Source organism: Massilia paldalensis (assembly GCF_044901715.1).
In the GTDB taxonomy this organism is placed as follows: domain Bacteria; phylum Pseudomonadota; class Gammaproteobacteria; order Burkholderiales; family Burkholderiaceae_D; genus Telluria; species Telluria paldalensis.
This window is the reverse complement of sequence record NZ_JBJCIU010000005.1, coordinates 43,649-63,882: the sequence shown is the minus strand read 5'-3', so window position 1 is coordinate 63,882 and position 20,234 is coordinate 43,649. Positions and strand designations below refer to the sequence as shown.

Here is a 20,234-nt window from a genome sequence, read left to right as displayed (position 1 = left end):
ATAACGGAGCGGGTGTGGCAACGATCAAGGATGTGGCGCGCATGGCCGGCGTGGGACTGGGCACCGTGTCGCGCGTGGTGCGCGGCAAGGGTTCGGTGTCGCAGGCCAAGCTGGAACGGGTCAGGCGTGCCATCGATGCGCTCGGCTACCGGCCCTCGCACGCGGCGCGCTCGCTGCTGTACGGGACCAGCCGCATGGTCGGCGTCTATATCCCCCTGCTGTCCGGCACATTCTATGCGGCCGTGCTGCAGATCATCGACGCGGAGCTGCGCGGCGCCGGCCTGCACATGATGGTGACGTTCGGGCGCGAGCGCGAACATGCGCGCGCCCAGGCAGTGGAGGGCATCGGCTTCCTGCTGGAGCGGGGCTGCGACGGCGTCATCGTGCTGAACAGCCCCCTCACGGACGAGGACCTTGCGTCGTTCGGCGCCAAGCGCGAACGCCTCGTGGCGCTGAACCATCGCTTCGACAGCATCCCCGCGCAATGCTTCACGGTCGACCACCGTCTGGGCGGCCGGTTGGCGGCGCGCGCCTTGCTGGACCACGCGCACCGCGACATCGCCGTCATCGCCGGTCCGCCGGACGCCCTCGACAACGTCGAACGCATCGCCGGTTTCATGGACGAACTGCGCGCGGCGGGCATCGACACGGCGGCGCTGTGGTGCGCGGAGCGCGACTTTTCGCCGGGCGGCGGACGCTCGGCCGCGCAGGAGCTGGTGGCGTCGGGCCGCCCGTTCAGCGCCGTGTTCTGCGCCAACGACGAGATGGCGCTGGGTGCGCTGTCCTATTTCCACGAGGCGGGCATCCAGGTGCCGCGCGACGTGTCCGTCATCGGCTACGACGACGCGCCCGGCGCCGCCTACGCCACGCCGCGCCTGACCTCCGTGCACATCCCCTGGCGCGAGATGACGCGCAACGGCATCGCGGCCCTGATGAACCTGTGCTACGGCCTTGATCGTCCCGTCACCCGCACCTTCCCCGTCAGCGTCAGCCTGCGCTCGACGCTCGTGCATTGCGCGGCGCCAAAGCGGACGCGCAAGCCGCGCGCCTAGCTGTTGCGCACATACAAATTCGTCTTGACAGTAAATTTCACAAACGTCAATAATGCGCATGAGTTTGGCAACGTTTCCAATTCCATGAACCTGGCTGGGAACCTGCCGATACGAGGAACCTGACGCCGCCATTGCTCGCGATGGGTAGAGCGCGGTCCGACCAGACTGGCAATGTTTCCAAATTGCGCTCCGATTTGGCAACGTTTCCAAAACAATGATAACGACGACACTGGAGACACGACGATGAGCAACCGAGGCGCCGCGCGCACACGCGGCCATTCCCGCATTCATTCCCGCACCCACACCCGCGCGGTGTCCCTGCGCCCGATCGCCGCCGCGTGCGCGCTGCTGCTGTGGAGCGCATCGGCAGGCGCCCAGGACGGCGCCGGTACGGACAACGCCTCGCGCGTCGTCGTCACGGGCATCCGCGGCAGTATCGAGAGCTCCACCGCGATCAAGAAGGACGCGGACCAGATCGTCGAGGCCATCACGGCGGAAGACATCGGCAAGCTGCCGGACGTGTCGATCGCGGAATCGATCGCGCGCCTGCCGGGCCTGACCGCGCAGCGCGTGGCGGGCCGCGCCCAGGTGATCTCGCTGCGCGGCCTGGCGCCGGACTTCGCCGTCACGCTGCTCAATGGCCGCGAACAGACGTCGACCAGCAACGACCGCAGCGCCGAATTCGACCAGTACCCGTCCGAGCTGCTGGGCGGCGTCACCGTGTACAAGACGCCGGACGCATCGATGACGTCGGCCGGCCTGTCCGGCACCATCGACCTGCGCGCCGTGCGTCCGCTGGACCGGCGCGGCCGCACCGTGGCCCTGAACGCGCGCGGTGAGCGCAATGGCAACGGCAGCATCAACGAAGGCTGGTCGCGCAACGGCGGCAGGTTCTCCGTGTCGTACATCGACCAGTTCCTCGACAATACCTTCGGCGTGGCCGTCGGCTACGCCCACCTGGATTCGCCGGGCCAGCAGAAGGAATACAAGTCCTGGTACTGGGGCACCAACAACAAGCTCCCGCCCGGGAACGAGGACGTGACGGCGCTGAAAGGCGCGGAAGTCACCGCCACCTCGCGCGAGCAGAAGCGCGACGGCCTGATGGCGGTGCTGGACTGGAAGCCGAACCGCAACCTGCGCTCCGTCGTCGACCTGTACTACTCGCAGTTCGACCAGAAGGAAATCATGCGCGGCGTGATGTGGAACTCGGCCGACAGCGTCACCTACCGCGACCCGATCATCGAGCAGATGGGCAATGTGCGCATGCTGACCGGCGGCACCCTCGTGAACCTGGAACCGATCGTGCGCAACGACGCCAACCGCCGCAAGGACCACCTGGGCGCGGCCGGCTGGAACACCAACTGGCGCGACGGCAAATGGACGCTGGACGGCGATCTGTCGTACTCCACCGCCAAGCGCAAGGAAGAAACGTCCGAGACCTATTCGGGCCTGGGCCGCGCGGGCACCGGCGCCGCGGACAACAATTTCGGGTTCTCGATCCCGACGGGCGCAGGCCTGCCGATCTTCACGCCGGGCGTCGATCTCGCTAATCCCGCCATCATCAAGCTGACCGACCCGGGCGGCTGGGGCCACGACGCCACCATGCACCACCCGATCGTCGAGGACAAGCTGGGCGCCGCCAAGTTCAACGCCAAGCGCGAACTGGAGATGCCGATCCTGCGCGACGTGCAGGTGGGCCTGTCGTATTCCAAGCGCGACAAGTCGCACGAAGACGTGTCCCAGCGCTACGCCCTCAAGAACGGCCGCGCGCTGACCACCGTGCCGGCGAACCTGATCCAGCAAAGCACCTCGCTGGCCTGGGCCGGCATCCCCGGTGTGCTGAGCTACGATCCGCTCGCCGCGCTGAACCAGTTCTACGACAAGATGCCGATCGATACGGACGTCGCGCAGCAGGACTGGGCCGTCACCGAGAAGCAGACGGTCGGCTTCGTACGCTTCGGCATCGACACGGAACTCGGCAAGATCCCCGTGCGCGGCAACGCCGGCGTGCAGTACGTGCGCGTCAACCAGGAAGCCGAGGGCAAGGCCGTCAACGGCGGCATCGTCACCGACCTGCGCGACGGCGCCACCTACCACGACGTGCTGCCCAGCGTGAACCTGAACTTCGACCTCGGCAACTACCTGGGCGACACCTACCTGCGCTTCGGCGCGGCCAAGACGGTGGCCCGGCCGCGCATGTCGGACATGCGCGCCGGTATCGCGGCCGGCGTCAGCCAGAGCACGCTGGAATGGAACGGCAGCGGCGGCAACCCGCACCTGGAACCGTGGCGCGCCAACTCCTACGACCTGTCGCTGGAACACTACCTGGGCAAGGGCAGCTACGTCTCGCTGGCCTACTTCTTCAAGGACCTGAAGAGCTACATCTACAACCAGCAGCGCGCCTTCGACTTCACGGGCTTCCCGAACCCGAGCACCGTCGTGCCGATCTCGAACATCGGCACGGTCAACCAGCCGTCCAACGGCCAGGGCGGTTTCGTGCGCGGCATCGAGGCGACCGTGTCGCTGCAACTGGGCATGCTGTGGAACCGCCTGGACGGCTTCGGCGTGCAGGCCAGCGCCTCCGGCACGGACAGCTCGATCCATCCGAACGGCCCGGGCACCAAGGAAAAGCTGCCCGGCCTGTCGGGCGTGGTCGGCAACCTGACGGCGTTCTACGAAAAATACGGCTTCTCGGCGCGCATCAGCGAACGCTATCGCTCCGCCTTCCGCGGCGAAGTCACGGGCCTGTTCGCCCAGCGCTCGTTCAGCGAGATCCTGGCCGAGAAGCAGATCGACGTGCAGGTCGGCTACGAGTTCCAGGACGGGCCGTACAAGAACCTGGGCCTGCTGGTCCAGGTGAACAACCTGAACAACCAGCCGTACCAGACCAAGCAGGGCAGCCCGTTCGCCAGCGGCGCCTATGCGCCCGAGCGCTACACGACCTACGGCCGCCAGGTACTGTTCGGCCTGAACTACAAGCTGTAAGCTGCCATGGCCGGCCGCATGGGCGCGCCGGCCACGGACGACACGAACGACGAGGAGACACGATTTGACCACACGACGAGATGCATTGCGGCTGATGGGTGCCGCCACGCTGGCCGCAACCCCGTTGGCCGCCGCGCCGCTGGCACGCGCCGCCGGCCAATCCGGCGCGGCGGCCCCCGCAGCCAACCCGGCGGCAGGCCGCCCATGGCAGGTGGTGACCACCGCCATGGGCGCCCAGCGCTTCGCCACGCGCGCGTTGGGAACGCCGCAAGCCGCCACCCAGCCGGTGGAGACCGACATCTCGGTCTTCGTCGACACGGGCAAGCGCTTCCAGGCGATCTTCGGCTTCGGCGGCGCCGTCACCGACGCCACCGCCGACCTGTATGCGAAGCTGAAGCCCGCCGCGAAGAAGGCCTTCATGACGGCCTGCTTCGACCCCCGCGAAGGCATGGGCTACAACGTCATGCGCACGACGATCAACAGCTCGGACTTCGGCACCGACACCTATAGCTACGTGCGCGAGGGCGACACTTCGCTGGCGTCGTTCGACATCGCCCACGACATGAAGCACCGCGTGCCCTTCCTGCGCGAGGCGCTGGCGCTGGCCAAGGGGCACGGCAGCGACATGCGCATCTTTGCATCGCCGTGGAGCGCGCCGGCCTGGATGAAGTCGAACAAGAACATGCTCCAGGGCGGCAAGCTGCTGCCGGAATACCGCGATGTCTGGGCGCGCTACTACGTGAAGTTCATCCAGGCCTACGAGAAGGCCGGTGTGCCGATCTGGGGACTGTCGGTGCAGAACGAGCCGATGGCGACGCAGAAATGGGAATCGATGCTGTACACGGCCGAGGAGGAGACCCGCTTCCTGGGCGACTACCTTGGCCCGACGCTGAAGAACGCCGGCATGGCCGACAAGAAGATCATCGTGTGGGACCACAACCGCGACCTGCTGCCGCAGCGCGCCGCCCACATCCTGTCCGACCCCAAGGCGCGTCCCTACGTCTGGGGCGTGGGCTACCACTGGTACGAGACTTGGGCCGGTGGCGATCCGATGCACCGCAACGTGGCGGCCGTGCACGAAGCCTATCCGGACGTGCCCCTCTTGATGACGGAGGGCTGCATCGAGAAGTACGACGCGAGCCGCCTGCAGGACTGGGCCAATGGCGAGCGCTATGGCAGCCAGATGATCGCCGACCTGAACGCCGGCGCGAGCGGCTGGATCGACTGGAACATGCTGCTCGACATGCGCGGCGGCCCGAACCACGTGCAGAACTACTGCTTCGCGCCGCTGCACGCGGGCGACGACGGCGAGCTGGTGATCACCCCGATCTTCCCCTACATCGCCCACATCAGCCGCTACTTCAAGCCGCAGGCGCGCCGCGTGTCCGCCACCACGAGCCGCAGCGTGCTGGACACGACGGCCTTCCGCAACCCGGACGGCAGCGTGGCCGTGGTCGTGATGAACAAGACGGCGCAGGCGCAGCGCTACCGGCTGTTCATCGACAAGGTCGAGACCACGGTGGAGATTCCGGCGCGGGCGATCCAGACGGTGCTGGCGTAGGCATCTGCACGTAAAACCGTCGTCCCTGCGCAGGCAGGGACCCAGGTTGTCGTGCACTACGATGACGCGCGCACATCGGGTCCCTGCCTTCGCAGGGACGACGTCGTTTCATGGTCGCCGCCTGCAAACAGCGCCGACTTCGGCTACATTGCTCCTTGGTGCAGCGCCGCGTCACCCGCCGTGCATATCCGCCTATCTTCGGATAGGGATGGCTGGCCTTGAAACGCGGAAACAAGCCTCCACCTACGCGTCCTCGCTGCCTGGTGCCAAGCGCCGGGTGCTAATCCAAGGAGATTGTGATGAGCCGTAAAACCCCCATCGACCGCTACCGCAACATCGGTATCAGTGCCCACATCGACGCCGGCAAGACGACGACGACGGAGCGCATCCTGTTCTACACGGGTGTGAACCACAAGATCGGCGAAGTGCACAACGGCGCGGCCACGATGGACTGGATGGAGCAGGAGCAGGAACGCGGCATCACCATCACCTCGGCCGCCACGACGGCCTTCTGGAAAGGCATGGCCGGCAACTTCGCCGAACACCGCATCAACATCATCGATACCCCGGGCCACGTCGACTTCACCATCGAGGTCGAGCGCTCGATGCGCGTGCTGGACGGCGCCGTGATGGTGTACGACTCCGTCGGCGGCGTGCAGCCGCAATCGGAAACCGTGTGGCGCCAGGCGAACAAGTACAAGGTGCCGCGCATCGCCTTCATCAACAAGATGGACCGCGTGGGCGCGGACTTCTTCCGCGTGCAGCAGCAGATCAAGGACCGCCTGAAGGGCAACGCCGTGCCGATCCAGGTGCCGATCGGCGCCGAGGACCGCTTCGAGGGCGTCGTCGACCTGGTCAAGATGCGTGCCGTCAAATGGGACGACGCCAGCCAGGGCGTGCGCTTCGAATACGGCGACATCCCGGCCGAGCTGCAGGACGTGGCGCGCAAATGGCGCGAGAACATGGTCGAGGCGGCAGCCGAGGCCACGCCCGAGCTCACCGAGAAATACCTGAACGGCGAGGAGCTGACGGAAGACGAGATCAAGGCGGCGCTGCGCCAGCGCACCATCGCCGGCGAGATCGTGCCCATGCTGGCCGGCAGCGCCTTCAAGAACAAGGGCGTGCAGGCGATGCTGGACGCCGTGGTCGAGTACCTGCCGTCTCCGGTAGACGTGCCCGCGATCGCCGGCACCGACGAGGACGACCATCCGATCGAACGCCATCCGGCCGACGACGAGCCGTTCTCGGCGCTCGCCTTCAAGATCATGACCGACCCGTTCGTGGGCCAGCTGACCTTCTTCCGCGTGTATTCCGGCGTGGTCAACTCGGGCGACAGCGTCTACAACCCGACCAAGGGGCAGAAGGAACGCCTGGGCCGCATCCTGCAGATGCATGCCAACGAGCGCAAGGAGATCAAGGAAGTGTTCGCCGGCGACATCGCGGCGGCCGTGGGCCTGAAGGCGGTGACGACGGGCGACACGCTGTCCGATCCGGACAAGGTCATCGTGCTGGAAAAGATGATCTTCCCGGAGCCCGTGATCTCGCAGGCGGTGGAGCCGAAGACCAAGGCCGACCAGGAAAAGATGGGCATCGCCCTTAACCGCCTGGCGCAGGAAGACCCGTCGTTCCGCGTCCGTACCGACGAGGAATCGGGCCAGACCATCATGTCCGGCATGGGCGAGCTGCACCTGGAGATCCTGGTGGACCGCATGAAGCGCGAGTTCGGCGTCGAAGCCACCGTCGGCAAGCCGCAGGTCGCGTACCGCGAGACGATCCGCAACACCGTCGAGAACGTCGAGGGCAAGTTCGTCAAGCAGTCGGGCGGCAAGGGCCAGTACGGCCACGTGGTGCTGAAGCTGGAGCCGCTGGAGCCGGGCAAGGGCTACGAATTCGTCGACGCCATCAAGGGCGGCGTCGTGCCGCGCGAGTACATCCCGGCCGTCGACAAGGGCATCCAGGAGACGTTGCCGGCCGGCGTGCTGGCGGGCTACCCGGTGGTCGACGTGCGCGCCACGCTGACCTTCGGTTCCTACCACGACGTGGACTCGAACGAGAACGCCTTCCGCATGGCGGCCTCGATGGCGTTCAAGGACGGCATGCGCCGCGCGGCGCCGGAACTGCTGGAGCCGATGATGCAGGTCGAGGTCGAGACGCCGGAAGAGTTCACCGGTAACGTGATGGGCGACCTGTCGACCCGGCGCGGCGTGGTGCAGGGCATGGACGAGATCCCGGGCGGCGGCGGCAAGATCATCAATGCTGTGGTGCCGCTGGCCGAGATGTTCGGCTACTCGACCACGCTGCGCTCGCTGACCCAGGGCCGCGCGACCTACACGATGGAGTTCAAGCACTACGCGGCGGTGCCGAAGCACATCCTGGACCAGATCGCGACGGCGCGGGCCAAGTAAGCCGTTAGCACCAACCGACGTCGTCCCTGCGCAGGCAGGGACCCAATGTTTCCGCGCTGCCGAGCTGCATGCGAAATTGGGTCCCTGCCTGCGCAGGGACGACGTTTTTCATTTTGCGGTATGGTGGATGCCACGACGTCGAACGAGGAGGCATGATGAAACATCTCACCTTATCCAGCGGCCGCACGATCCCCGTCCTCGGCCAGGGCACCTGGTACATGGGCGAAGACCCGTCCGCCCGCGCCGCCGAGGTCGCGGCACTGCGCCTGGGCCTGCAGCTCGGGATGAACCTGATCGACACGGCCGAGATGTATGGCGAGGGCGGCGCCGAGGAAGTGGTGGGGGAGGCGATCGCCGGCCGCCGCGACGACGTCTACCTGGTCAGCAAGGTCTATCCGCACAACGCCAGCCGCGCCGGCGTGCGGGCCGCCTGCGAGCGCAGCCTGCGCCGGCTGGGCACGGACCGTCTCGACCTGTACCTGCTGCACTGGCGCGGCAACGTGCCCCTCGCGGAAACGCTGGACGCCTTCGTGCAGCTGAAGGACGAGGGCAAGATCCTCGACTACGGCGTCTCCAACTTCGACCTCGACGACATGCTGGAGGCAGTGGCCTTGCCGGGCGGGGCCGGCATCGTCGTCGACCAGGTGCTGTACAACCTGGCCCAGCGCGGCATCGAATGGGACCTGCTGGGATGGTGCCGCGAGCGCGGCATGCCGGTGATGGCGTATTCGCCGCTGGAGTCCTTGACCTCCGAGCAGGCGGGGCTGCTGGGCCGGCCGCAATTGCGCGCCGTGGCGGCGCGTCATGGCAAGACGCCGGCGCAGATCGCGCTGGCCTGGGTGCTGCACCAGGAGGGCGTGGTCGCGATCCCGAAGGCCGTGCGGCTCGAACACGTGCGCGCCAACCGGGAGGCGCTGGACATCCGGTTGAGCGCGGAAGACCTGGCCCAGCTCGACGCCGGCTTCCCGCCGCCGCAGCGGCGCCGGCCGCTGGCGATGCGCTGATGGCGCGGCGGCGTCAGGCGGCGGCTGCGCTCGACGGCGCGGCCGTCGCGGCCAGCCAGTCGAGCAGGTCGCCGGACGGCAGCGGGCGGCTGAACAGGTAGCCTTGTCCCTTGGCGCAATGCAGTTCGCGCACCACGCGCGCCTGCGCCTCCGTCTCGATGCCTTCGGCCACCGTGTTCATGCCCAGGCTCTGCGCCACCTTGACGGTGGCTTCGATCAGCACGCGGTGGTGATTGCTCGTGTCGGCCTGGCACACGAAGGAGCGGTCGATCTTGACCGTGTCCACCGGCAGCAGGTGCAGGCTGGACAGCGAGGAATAGCCAGTGCCGAAGTCGTCCAGCGCCAGCCTGATGCCGAGCGCCTTCAGCTCGTGCAGGCGTTCCTGGACCTGCTGGTCCTGGGCCGCCAGGCTCTCGGTCACCTCGAGCTGGAGCTGCTGCGGCTGCATGCCGACTTCGCGCAGCACGGCGGCGACGGTGGCGGGCAGGTCGGCCTGACCGAGCTGGGCGCGCGACAGGTTCACGGCGATCAGGCGCGGCGCGCCCGGCCCCAGTTCGCGCTGCCAGGCGGCGAAGTCGCGGCAGGAGCGGCGCAGCACGAAGTCGCCGAGCGCGCCGATCAGGCCCGATTCCTCGGCCACCTGGATGAAATCGATCGGCGGCACGATGCCGCGCACCGGGTGGCGCCAGCGCACCAGCGCCTCGACGCCGGCGGCGTGGTCGACCGTGCCGGCCGGCGCGAAGCCGACCACGGGCTGGTACACCACGAACAGCTGGTCGTCGGCCAGCGCCAGGCGCAGGTCCGCCTCGATGTCGGCGCGGCGCGCGGCGCGTTCGCGCATCGCCGTCTCGAACACCACGCAGCGGGCGCCGCCGGCGCGCTTGGCCTCGACCATCGCGATGCTGGCGTCGCGCAGCATCTCGCCGGCCAGCCCGCCCGCATCGTCGCTCCATACGAGGCCCATGCTGAGGCGGCAGGTGATGTCCTGGCCCGGCAGCTGGTGCGGCTTGGCCAGCGCATCCAGCAGGCGCGCCGCCACGCGCTCGGCATCCTCGCGCCGGCGCATGCCGTCCAGCACGACGGCGAATTCGTCGGCGCCAGTGCGCGCCGCCAGCTGGCCGCTGCCCGCGGCCAGGTCGATGCGGTCGCTGGGCGGGCGCAGCGCGGCGCGGATGCGCTCGCCGACCTGCACCAGCAGGCGGTCGCCGACGGCCTGGCCGTGGGCGTCGTTGATCTGGCGGAAGCGGTCGCAGTTCAGGAACAGCAGGGCGAAGCCGCTGGACGTCTCTCCCGCGGGCCGCGCCAGCATCTGCTGCAGCTGCTCCAGCAGCGCTTCCCGGTTCGGCATGCGCGTGAGCGCGTCCGTGCGCGCCTGGCTTTTCAGGCGGCGCGCCAGGCGTTCCTGCTCGCGCAGCATCTCGGCGGTGGCATCGGTCACGGTGGCCATCAGGCGCGTGCCGTCGAGCTTCAGCACGGACAGCGACAGCACCTGCGGCCCGCCCGGCGTTGCGGCGTCGCCCAGCGGCAGGCGCAGGCCCTCGCACACGACGCCGGACGGCTCGGCGAAGGACGCGGCCAGTTCGCGCAGTTGCGGCGCCACGTCCTGCAGCACGGTGAACAGGTTGTCCAGGCTGCCGTCGCGCGCCAGCGGCATCAGGAGGCTGGACGACATCGGGTTGAGCATGTCCACGGTCCCGTCCAGGCCCGCCTGCACCAGCCCGATCGGGGCGCGGTACAGGAACTGGACCAGCGCCTCGTAGGCATCGATCTTGTCGGCGTGCTGAGCGATTTCGTCGTGTGTCATCGGATCCTCGAGGTCAGGAAGCAGACCAGCATTCGATGCGGTTGCGCCCGTTCGCCTTGGCGGCGTACAGGGCGCTGTCGGCGCGCTTCATGAGCGTGTCCAGGCTCACCGGCTCGCCGTCGGTCGCGGCCACGCCGACGCTGACGGTGCACTCGATCTGGCGGCCGTCGAACACGATCGGCTGGCGCGCGATCGCGAGGCGCAGGCGCTCGGCGACGGCGGCCGCGCCGGCCAGCGTGGAAGAGGGCAGCAGCACGGCGAATTCCTCGCCGCCCACGCGGGCCACCACGTCGACCTGGCGGAAGGTGCGCGTCAGCAGGCCCCCCAGCGCGTGCAGCACGGCGTCGCCGCCGGGGTGGCCGTAGCGGTCGTTGACGTCCTTAAAGTGGTCGGCGTCGATCAGGATCAGCGCCGTCGGGCGCGGCGCGCGGCGGTTGCGCTGCAGTTCCAGCTCGGCCGCCTCGAAGAAGGCGCGGCGGTTGGCGACCCCGGTCAGGTGGTCGGCAAACAGCGCGTGACGGCGCTGCTCGATGGCGTCGTGCTTGTCGCTGATGTCGCGCACTACCATGCAGTAGGCCGGTTCGCCCGGTTCGTCGATGCCGTCCAGGCCCGCCTCGTCGCGGTCGGGCAGCGGCGAGATCATCGTGCTGCCCCAGAAACGGCGGCCGTCGGCGCGCTGGCGCGGGCCTTCGTCGAGCGACCAGCCGTTCTGGTCGGCCTCGCGCAGGCGGTCGCCGACCTGGTCGGCCGTGGTCGCGTCCTGCGGATAGAACACGGAATACGGCTGGCCCACGACGCTGTCGTCGTGGCCTGTCACGCGGCCGATCGTTTCGTTCCACTCGCTCACGCGCCCGTCGCGGTCCAGGCCGATGAGCGCATAGTCGGTGATACTGGTGAGCAGGGCGTTCAGCCAGGCGTCGTTCTGGCGCAGCTGGCGCTCGCGCCGCACCTGTTCGCTGACGTCCTGCAGCACGGCCATGAGGCGGCTGTCGTCCAGCTTCAGGAGGCTCAGCGACAGCACTTGCGGGCGCCGCCGCGCGGGCACGCCGCCGCCGTTCAGGTGGATGTGCAGGCCGTCGCAGACCATGCCGCTCGGTTGCGCGAACTGCGCGCACAGGTGCCGCAGTTCCGGGGCCACGCGCTCCAGGGCCGTGAACAGGTTGGTCAGGTTGCCGTCGCGCTGCAGCGGCATCAGCAGTTGCGCCGAGATCGGGTTGATCATGACGATCTCGCCGTCGGTACTCGTCTGCACCAGGCCGACGGGCGACAGGTACAGGAACTGGATCAGGGCCTCGTGCTCGGCGGCGAGCTGGGCGCAGGCGTCGTGCGTCATCGCTGCATCACACCTTGCGCTGGACCAGCACGTAGCGCGTCGCCTTGCCCGGTTCTGCCAGCAGGCGCAGCGCCACCTTGATGGGCCGCATGCGCAGCGTCAGCACGTAGTCGATGGTGTCGTCCAGGCTCGTCGCATCGTCCTGCGCATCCTCGAAACGCTGGGCCACCATGAAATTGTTCAGGCACGGGGCGACGTTGGTGAACAGCGGCTGCCCCACCACGCGCGGCGCGGTCAGGCCGGCGGCTTCCGATTCGACCCGGTTGTAGCGGCTGACGTTGGTGTCGCCGTCGAAGCCGATCACGCCGAAATCGAGGTTGTCGAGCGCGTCGGCATCGAGTTGTTCGAGGCGGGCGAACAGGCCCGGGGCGGAGAAGGTGAGGTCGGCGGCGTTCATGATGTCTCCAGCGGGAATTTGGGCGAGAATGTTGCAGGTGAGAAATGTATAGTGACATGGCGCCATGTCGCTGTCAAATCAATCGTGCGCAGGTATTGACATGGGTGCGGCTGGCGATTTGACAAGCCCGGGACATGGGTTATGCTGCGTTCCCCGTCACCTTCGCGATGCCGCCATGCCTGATTCTAGCCTCCCTGACGCCTCCTGGTGGGAGGATGCGAGCGCCCTGCGGCGCTTCGTCGCCGACCTTCTCGCCGCCGAGCTGGCGCTGGCGCGCCCCGGCCGGCCGCCGCTCGCACCGCCCTGGCCGGACGCGCTCGACCTGGCGCGCGACGTGGGCGCCGATTCGCTCGAACTGATGGGCATGTCGACGGCGCTGGCCGAGGCCTTGCACATGGAGAAGGGCAGCGCCGACGCTCCCCTGCTGTCCGCGCCGCGGCTCGCGCACTGGCTCGCGGCCGCCGCGGCGTCGCTGCGGGCCGACGGCGGCCGGCTGACCTTCCGTACCTCCGGCAGTTCCGGCAGCCCGAAACCCTGCACGCACGCACTGGCGACACTGTGGCAGGAAATCCACACGCTGGCCGATCTGCTGCCCGGCCGGCGCCGCATCCTGTCGGCCGTGCCGTCTCACCACATCTACGGCTTCCTGTTTACCGTGCTGCTGCCGCGCCGCCTCGGCATCGGGGACGTGGTCGACCTGCGCGCTGCCGGTCCCGCCGCGCTGGCCGGCATGCTGCGTCCGGGCGACCTCGTGGTGGCCCATCCGGGTTGGTGGGAGGCCGTCGCGCGCCTGGCGCCGGCATTCCCGGCCGACGTCGTGGGCGTGACGTCGACGGCGCCGTGCCCGGATGCGCTGGCCGATACGCTGGCCGCCGCCGGCCTGCGCCTGCTGCAGGTGTACGGCAGCTCGGAGACGGCCGGCGTCGGCTGGCGCACCGGGGGCGGGGCGCCGTTCGCGCTGCTGCCGTACTGGTCGCGCACGGACGACGCGGCGCAACTCGCGCGCGCACTGCCCGACGGGAGCACGGCGCGCTATTCGCTGCAGGACAAGCTGGCGTGGGACGACGCGGGCCGCTTCCTGCCGGCCGGCCGCATCGACGCGGCCGTGCAGGTGGGCGGCACCAATGTGTTTCCGGCCTATGTGGCGGACGTGCTGGCCATGCATCCGTCGGTGGCGCAGGCCAGCGTGCGCCTGATGCGTCCGGATGAAGGGGTGCGCCTGAAGGCCTTCGTCGTGCTGCGCGAGGGTCTATCCACGTCGCCGGAGGCATTGCTGGACTGGTGCGCGCAGCGCCTGTCCGTGCCGGAGCGCCCGGCGGCCGTCACGTTCGGCGGCCGCCTGCCGCGCCAGGCCAGCGGCAAGCCCGCGGACTGGATCATCGACGCGCAGTAGCAGGCGTCACGGAGCAGCGGCCACCACCACCGGCATGTAGGTATCGAGGAATTCCTGCGGCATGCGGCGCGGCCGGCCGCTGCTGATCTCGATGCAGACGAGGTCCCACCGTCCGCGCAGCACGGTGGCGCCGTCGCGCTCGCGCACGAGCTGGAAGCGGCGTTCCATCGCCAGCTTGCCGTCGCCGCCCACGAGCCAGGTCGCGATCAGCAGCGCCTCGCCTTCGGCCGTCGGCAGCAGGTAGTCGTATTCGCCGCGCCGGATCGCCATCGCGCGGTCCAGGCGCCGGTAATCCTCCAGCGACAGGCCCAGCGCTTCCGAATGCGCCCAGCCCACCTGCTCGCACCAGCGCACGTACACTGCATTGTTCGTGTGGTTCAGGCCGTCGATATCGGCCGGCTGCGGCGTGCGCGGCAGCGTGAACGGATTCGGGTAGTCCCAGTCCAAGTCGTTTCCTCGTTCGGTCGGTGCAGCCGTATTCTACGCTGTCGCGGCGTTTGCGATAATGACAAGAAAACGGAGTGCGAGAAAGGCCCCCATGTATACGATGATTCTCTTGATGTACCTGCAGCAGAACCTCGACGTCTCGCTCGACCAGGCCAGGCTGCGCGGCCAGTACCTGCGGCAAGCGGATTGCGAGGCGGCGGCGCGCAAGCTGCGCGGCCCCGTGCCGATTCCGGCCAACTATGCGGCCGCCTGGCAGGACGTCATGTGCGTCAAGGTCGCCAACAACGTGCGCGTGAACGAGTCCGCGCCGCTCGACCTGGCCAGGGCGCTGCAGGCCCACGCGCCGCTGCGCTGCCAGGCCGAGGGCGCGTGGGAGCGGCTGGCTGCCCAGTGCCGCCCGGCGGAGTCGAATGGATCGGCGGAGGACAGGGCGGCGCGCCGCTAGTCAAGGATCGCGCTGCCAGGTGGCGCCGCTGGGGCAGGGCACGTTCGCGGCCGACCCCGCTTCCGCCATGCTCTGCGGGAGCACGCCCACGCCGCCGCTCCTCCGGCAGCGCACGCTCTTGCCCTGGCGGTAGCGGTAGTAGATCACGCCGTCGGGCGACGTGTAGGTGTCCGTCGTCAGCGTGAGCGAACTGTCCACGTGGGCCGCGTCGAGGCCGCGCCGGAAGCGCGCCCACGGCGTGTGGGCTTCGACAGGCACGCCGGATTTTCCCTTGCGCAGTTCGCGGTCGATACGGCCGGCCTGGCGCCGGGCCAGGCCCAGCGCGAAGCTGTTGCCGGCCGACGTGTCACCGGTGGAGGGCGGCGTCGCAGGTGCTTGCTCGGTGGGCGCGTCCGCGGCGGGCGGCGTATCAGGCTGCGCTGTCGGCTCGGCGGTGGCGTCGGGAACTGCTGCCGGCGTGGCTGGCGCCGTCGCGCGAACGGCCGGGTGCAGCGGGATGGGGATGGGAGACGGAAGGGGCGCCGGTGCGCGTGGAATCACGGTCGGCGCCCTTGGTGCGGGCGGTTGCAGCAGGACGCCGACGACTTCCGGCGCCTGCGGGTCCTGTGGGTCCGGCGGGCGGGTCTGCTGGCGCAGGAACAGCAGCAGCGCCAGCACGTGAACGGCACAGGTGAACCCCAGCGCCAGCCGCCTACGGGCGGTGTCTCGCGACCCGTCCCACATGGCGGTGGCGCCGGTGCTCATGCGTGCGTCACTTCGCCGTCATGGCCTGCCTGATCGCCACGCAGCGCTGGTCTTCCTGCAGCGTGTCGAGCAGGTTGCGGCGCGTGCCGGCCGTCAGGTCCTTCATGGAGTCCGCGGCCGCCTGCAGGCGCTTGACGCTGGCCGGCGTGCAGCCGACCGGGATCATCGAGGCGCCGTAGGCACGCATGAACACGGGGCCCGCGGCCTTGTCGATCGCGGCCAGGCCGTCCAGGCGCTGCTGGGCCGTCGGCTCGCTCAGCGCGTTCTGGCCGGCCGGGTACATATTGCCCATGGCCGTGCGCACGCGCGAGAACTGCAGCTTGGTCTGCAGGTCCTGGATCTTGCCCAGCCACTCGGCCTTGACGGCGGGATCCGGACGCACGACGGTCGCGCCCAGCGCCGCGGCCTGGCCCGTGTCCGACTTGTCGCGCGCCTGCTCGGCCGCGACGAGGGCGGCGGCGCCCGGATAGTCGTGGCGGTTCAGGCGGTTGATGATGGCCCAGCGCAGGTCCTGGTCGACCGTGAGGCCCTGCACCTTCTGCTTGCCGTCCAGCAGGGCGGCCAGGCGGTCCAGCGCGGGACGCGAGCTGGCCACGGACAGGTAGGTGCTCAGCCAGCGGCGCTGGAAGTTGGCGTCGGCGCTGTTGGCCTCCATGGCCGTCCACGCCATGTCCTCGAGCTGGCGCGTGGCGGCCTGGGTGTAGGCGCCGTTCGGGTCGATATTGTCCAGGTAGCGCTTGGCTGCGTCGATCTTGCCCGTGATGTCGCCCAGCAGCGTGTAATCCTTCTCCTGCGGCGCATTGTTCAGGGCCGTGGCGATGAAGTCGTTGAGCGGCAGCTTGGCGTCGCGCACGCCGTCCCACAGCGCCTGCCACAGCATGGCGCGCAGCAGCGGGTCGTCGACCTTCGCCAGGTGGGCGCGCGCCGTGTCGAACGAGCGCCCGTCGAGCTGCACCTTGACGAAGCCCCAGTCGCCGTAGTTCGGGTAGACCAGGTCCGGGCAGGCGGCGCCCGCCAGCGCGGGCACGGCCGTCTTGCCGCCCTTGTAGATCACGGGGACGGTGCGGTCCAGCTTGACCTCCTTGCCGTCCAGCTTGAAGGTGGCGATCTGCACGCGCTGCTCGCGCAGCGTCGGCAGGGCCTTGCTCGGCGCCGTCTGCTCGATGGAGAAGGACGTCACCTTGCCGTTCGCGCAGGTGAAGTTGGCGGCGATGGTGTTCACGCCGGCCTGGTACAGCCATTCCTTCGTCCAGCCCGAGAGGTCGCGGCCGGCGGCCTGGCCCAGCGCGCCGATGAAGTCGTCCAGCTTCGCGTTCTTGTACTGGTACTTGACGAGGTAGTTGTGGACGCCTTTGCGGAACACGTCCGCGCCCAGCAGGTGGCGCAGCTGCATCAGCGTCGACGCGCCCTTCGAGTACGTGATCGCATCGATATTGTCGAAGGCGTTCTCGGTCGACGGCACCGGCACCTCGATCGGGTGCGTGGTCACGCGCTGGTCCTGCGCGTAGGCGGCCTGCTTGCCCTGCGAGTAGAACGCGCGCCAGGCATCCTTGAATTCCGTCGCCTCGGCCGTCGCCAGGGTGCCCATGAAGGACGCGAAGCTCTCGTTCAGCCACAGGCCGTTCCACCACTGCATGGTGACGAGGTCGCCGAACCACTGGTGCGCCATCTCGTGCATGATGACGCCGGCCAGGCGCGCGCGCTGCTCGGCCGTCATGTCGGCCTTGAACAGGAAGCCGCCCTCGGCGAAGGTGATGGCGCCCGCGTTTTCCATCGCGCCGTACAGGAAGTCCGGCACCAGCAGCTGGTCGTATTTCTCGAACTGGTAGGGGATGCCGAAGTAGTCGTCGAAGAAGGCCAGTCCGGCCTTGGTGTAGCGGAACCATTCTTCCGGCTTGACCTGGGCGGCGACGGACTGGCGGGCCATCAGACGCATCGGGTACTTGCCGCTGTTGTCTTCCCAGATCTTGTAGGGGCCCGCGTGCATCGAGAAGTTGTAGGGGCTCAGCTTCTTGGTCTGCTTGAAGGTCCAGCGTTTGGCGTCGCCCACCGTGTCCACCCTCGTTTCGCGCGTGGTCGACACGACGGTCCAGTCGGCCGGCGCCGTGGTGGTGACCGTGTAGGTGGCCTTCAAGTCCGGCTGGTCGAACACGGGGAACATCTGGTGCGCTGCGGCCGGCTCGAAGTGCGAGTAGGTGTAGACGCGGCCGTCGACGGGGTCGACCATGCGGTGCAGGCCTTCGCCATTGGTGCTGTGCTTGCGCTCGTAGGCGACGACGACGGTGTTGCGGCCCTTGGCGAGGTCCTTCGCCGCCAGCGTGATGAACCAGCCGTTGTACTGCGGCGTGACTGTCTTGCCGTTCACCGTCAGCGACGTGATGGTGGCCTTGTCCAGGTCCACCGTCAGCGGACTCGCCGTGTCCTTCAGGTCGAAGGCGAGCGTGGTCGTGCCCGAAAAGGTTTCCTTGCCCGTCAGCGTGAAGTCCAGCTTGTAGTCGACGTTCGACACGCGCGCCGCGCGGGCCGCGGCATCGGCCTGCGACAGGAAGGCATTCTCGGCGCGCGCTGCCTTGGCGGTTGACCCGGGGGCGGCGTGGGCGATCGAGATGGAGGCGAGTGCCAGCGCGGAAGCGACGGCGAGCGACATCAGGCGGGGGACGAAGGGTTTCACGATGATCCTTGCGAGCGTTAGTTGCGGGCATTAGTTGCGCGCATTAGCGACATGGGCGCGGCTTGTGGCCGCACCCTTGGGAAGTTCGCAAGAATAGCATGAGGGCAACGCTATCCGGACAGCATGGAAACGGTTTTTTTGCGCGGCGCCGCCCTGGCTATATGCATGCGGTCGGGCGTCAGCTGCAGTCCGCCGTCGTGATGGCGATCGTGGGGGCCACGCCTGGCGCCGGTGCTTGCTGGTATGTGACGTTGCACCGCTCCACGGCATGCACGCCGGCCGGCGCGACGACGACCTTCCCCTCGGCGGACGCGACCTGCCAGTTCGACTCTCCATCCTCCGTCATGAGACCGGCAGCGGCGGCCAGGCCGGTGTCGGCCGCCGGATAGCCGTTGCGCACGGTGACGGTGGCGGATTCGAGCCGCAGCGCGCTGCCTTCGCCGCGCGATTGCGGATCGGCCAGGTGCCGGGCATGAACCGTGTGCGCGACCGTCGACAGCGATGCCCGGGCCGACTGCAGCACGGCCGCGCGCGCATCGGACTGCAGATGCGCATAGGCTGGCAGGGCCGTGGCGGCAAGCACGCCGACGACGGAGATCGTGGCGAGCAGTTCGATCAGCGTGAAACCTGACTGCGCGGACGGCGTGCCCTTGACGGTGATGGTGTGCATCGGGTCCTCATCCTTCATGGAAGCGTTGGACCCGATTGTATTGTTAGCAATAATGCAATGGCGCGCGATTGGGGACGCTCGCTTGCACGCGCAAAAGTGCGTGGTTATGCTTGGGTCATCCTGCGGCCGGTCAGCCCGGCGGCGACACCGATAGATGACTCAAGGAAAACCATGAAAGACGTGAAAGTAGACGTGCGCGTGAATGTCGGCGTCGACGCCGCGAGCGTGATCCTGCTGCTCGCCTCGGCGGCGACGGCCCTGTTCCTGTACAAGCAGCACAGGGAAGACAAGTTGAAGCTCGCCGGGTCCTGAGCGGACGCCGGCCGGGCTTATTCCCGGCCGAAGTCGGGATTGCGGCGTGTCATGTAGTACCACTCCTGGTTCGGGCCAGCGTTGGTGTCCGGGAACAGGATGCGGCCCGAGAACTCGGCCAGCACGGGCGTGCCGTCCGCGCGCGTGCCGATCCGTTCGCCTTCCTCGACGGGATCGAAGCTCGCCCAGACGCGGCTGAACGTGTCACCCGCGTCCAGCTTGTCGTGCACGACGACCATCTGCAACGCTTCCATCTCCTCGAACGGCACCGGCTGCGGCGCCGGCGCATCGACGATCTTCAGGTGGGCCAGCGTGTTCATGATGGCGCGGTAGGCCACTTCCGGCGCCTGCGGATCGAGGTGCTGGCCGCATTCCAGCGTCAGCGCATAGCCGCCCGTGCTGCGCATGTATTCCGTCGTGCCCACGCCATAGCGCAGCACCGTTTCCAGTTCCACCGCATTGCCGCGCGCACGGCGCTGCACGCCGCCGCCGTAGGCCGCCATCCAGCCCGTGACGAAGCGGCGCACGCCCAGCACGCGGGCCAGCGCGCGCTCCTCGCGCATGTGCGTGAACGGTTCGATGGGGCCGTCGTTGTCGAGCGGGCCGACCATGACGAAGGGCTCGCCGTGCGCCGCATTGAACGAGTGCAGGTCGAGCAGCACGTCGTGCTGCGCCAGCAGGGGGCACAGCCAGTTGGCCACGTGGTCCTCGAAATCCTGCGGCGCGGCCTTCGGGAACAGGTCGCGGTTCAGGTTGCGGTCGCCCGAGCGGGTGTCCTTGTCGTAGGCGAGCGGGTTCACGATGGGCACGAAGGTCACGCTGCCCGCCGCGACGCGCAGGCGCCCGCTGTCGAGGTCCTCGATGACGCGGCGGATCGCGATCGTGCCGCACTTTTCGTTGCCATGGGTCGCGCCCATGATGATGACCTTCGGGCCCGGCTGCATGCCGGTGTAGTTGACGGACTTGAACTGGTACTGGCTGGCGGCGCTCATGCGGCGGCTTCTCCGTGGA

16 protein-coding genes are annotated in these 20,234 nt (G+C 68.5%); 8 read left to right on the top strand and 8 right to left on the bottom strand.

Going from position 1 to position 20,234, the window contains the following annotated elements; genetic code table 11:
* The first annotated feature begins 14 nt into the window (after positions 1–14).
* The 5 genes from ACI1V7_RS22970 to ACI1V7_RS22950 all read left to right on the top strand — a co-directional run bounded on the left by ACI1V7_RS22970 (position 15) and on the right by ACI1V7_RS22950 (position 9,007).
* Positions 15–1,052, top strand: coding sequence for a LacI family DNA-binding transcriptional regulator (locus ACI1V7_RS22970; protein WP_404534234.1), 1,038 nt, complete (start codon positions 15–17; stop codon positions 1,050–1,052).
* A gap of 243 nt (positions 1,053–1,295) precedes the next feature.
* Positions 1,296–4,037, top strand: a complete 2,742-nt coding sequence (locus tag ACI1V7_RS22965; RefSeq protein ID WP_404534233.1) for a TonB-dependent receptor — start codon at positions 1,296–1,298, stop codon at positions 4,035–4,037.
* A gap of 64 nt (positions 4,038–4,101) precedes the next feature.
* Positions 4,102–5,598, top strand: coding sequence for a glycoside hydrolase family 30 protein (locus tag ACI1V7_RS22960; protein ID WP_404534232.1), 1,497 nt, complete (start codon positions 4,102–4,104; stop codon positions 5,596–5,598).
* 299 nt (positions 5,599–5,897) lie between these two features.
* Positions 5,898–8,003 (top strand): elongation factor G, encoded by a 2,106-nt coding sequence (gene fusA / locus ACI1V7_RS22955; RefSeq protein ID WP_404534231.1) that lies wholly within the window; start codon positions 5,898–5,900, stop codon positions 8,001–8,003.
* Between the two features lie 155 nt (positions 8,004–8,158).
* A complete protein-coding gene (locus ACI1V7_RS22950) occupies positions 8,159–9,007 on the top strand; it encodes an aldo/keto reductase (protein WP_404534593.1) in 849 nt (282 codons plus the stop codon).
* A 13-nt stretch (positions 9,008–9,020) separates the two neighbouring features.
* Here the strand turns inward: ACI1V7_RS22950 and ACI1V7_RS22945 are convergent, their stop codons facing one another.
* From ACI1V7_RS22945 to ACI1V7_RS22935, 3 genes are read right to left on the bottom strand one after another with little or no spacing between them, the layout of a single operon-like run.
* On the bottom strand, positions 9,021–10,811 hold the full coding sequence (locus tag ACI1V7_RS22945) for a putative bifunctional diguanylate cyclase/phosphodiesterase (RefSeq protein WP_404534230.1): 1,791 nt from the start codon (positions 10,809–10,811) through the stop codon (positions 9,021–9,023).
* Between the two features lie 13 nt (positions 10,812–10,824).
* A complete protein-coding gene (locus ACI1V7_RS22940; RefSeq protein ID WP_404534229.1) occupies positions 10,825–12,144 on the bottom strand; it encodes a sensor domain-containing diguanylate cyclase in 1,320 nt (439 codons plus the stop codon).
* Between the two features lie 7 nt (positions 12,145–12,151).
* Positions 12,152–12,541 carry a phosphonate transporter gene (locus ACI1V7_RS22935; protein WP_404534228.1) on the bottom strand — a complete coding sequence of 130 codons (390 nt, stop codon included), beginning with the start codon at positions 12,539–12,541 and terminating at the stop codon, positions 12,152–12,154.
* A gap of 175 nt (positions 12,542–12,716) precedes the next feature.
* Between ACI1V7_RS22935 and ACI1V7_RS22930 the strand changes: the two genes are divergently transcribed.
* Positions 12,717–13,934: an AMP-binding enzyme gene (locus ACI1V7_RS22930; protein WP_404534227.1), complete on the top strand. Its 1,218-nt coding sequence runs from the start codon at positions 12,717–12,719 to the stop codon at positions 13,932–13,934.
* 6 nt (positions 13,935–13,940) lie between these two features.
* On the opposite strand, the gene ACI1V7_RS22925 is transcribed toward ACI1V7_RS22930, so the two are convergent.
* Positions 13,941–14,381 (bottom strand): acyl-CoA thioesterase, encoded by a 441-nt coding sequence (locus ACI1V7_RS22925; RefSeq protein ID WP_404534226.1) that lies wholly within the window; start codon positions 14,379–14,381, stop codon positions 13,941–13,943.
* 91 nt (positions 14,382–14,472) lie between these two features.
* Between ACI1V7_RS22925 and ACI1V7_RS22920 the strand changes: the two genes are divergently transcribed.
* Complete coding sequence (locus ACI1V7_RS22920; protein WP_404534225.1) at positions 14,473–14,826, top strand: hypothetical protein; 354 nt, start codon at positions 14,473–14,475, stop codon at positions 14,824–14,826.
* Here the strand turns inward: ACI1V7_RS22920 and ACI1V7_RS22915 are convergent, their stop codons facing one another.
* From ACI1V7_RS22915 to ACI1V7_RS22905, 3 genes are all read right to left on the bottom strand, one after another.
* Positions 14,827–15,483, bottom strand: a complete 657-nt coding sequence (locus tag ACI1V7_RS22915; RefSeq protein WP_404534224.1) for a hypothetical protein — start codon at positions 15,481–15,483, stop codon at positions 14,827–14,829.
* A gap of 94 nt (positions 15,484–15,577) precedes the next feature.
* Complete coding sequence (gene pepN, locus ACI1V7_RS22910; protein ID WP_404534223.1) at positions 15,578–18,241, bottom strand: aminopeptidase N; 2,664 nt, start codon at positions 18,239–18,241, stop codon at positions 15,578–15,580.
* Positions 18,242–18,419: 178 nt separating this feature from the next.
* Complete coding sequence (locus ACI1V7_RS22905; protein WP_404534222.1) at positions 18,420–18,911, bottom strand: type II secretion system protein; 492 nt, start codon at positions 18,909–18,911, stop codon at positions 18,420–18,422.
* Between the two features lie 171 nt (positions 18,912–19,082).
* On the opposite strand from ACI1V7_RS22905, the gene ACI1V7_RS22900 reads away from it, so the two are divergent.
* On the top strand, positions 19,083–19,223 hold the full coding sequence (locus tag ACI1V7_RS22900; RefSeq protein WP_404534221.1) for a hypothetical protein: 141 nt from the start codon (positions 19,083–19,085) through the stop codon (positions 19,221–19,223).
* A 17-nt stretch (positions 19,224–19,240) separates the two neighbouring features.
* On the opposite strand, the gene ACI1V7_RS22895 is transcribed toward ACI1V7_RS22900, so the two are convergent.
* Positions 19,241–20,215: a succinylglutamate desuccinylase/aspartoacylase family protein gene (locus ACI1V7_RS22895; protein ID WP_404534220.1), complete on the bottom strand. Its 975-nt coding sequence runs from the start codon at positions 20,213–20,215 to the stop codon at positions 19,241–19,243.
* Positions 20,216–20,234: the final 19 nt, after the last annotated feature.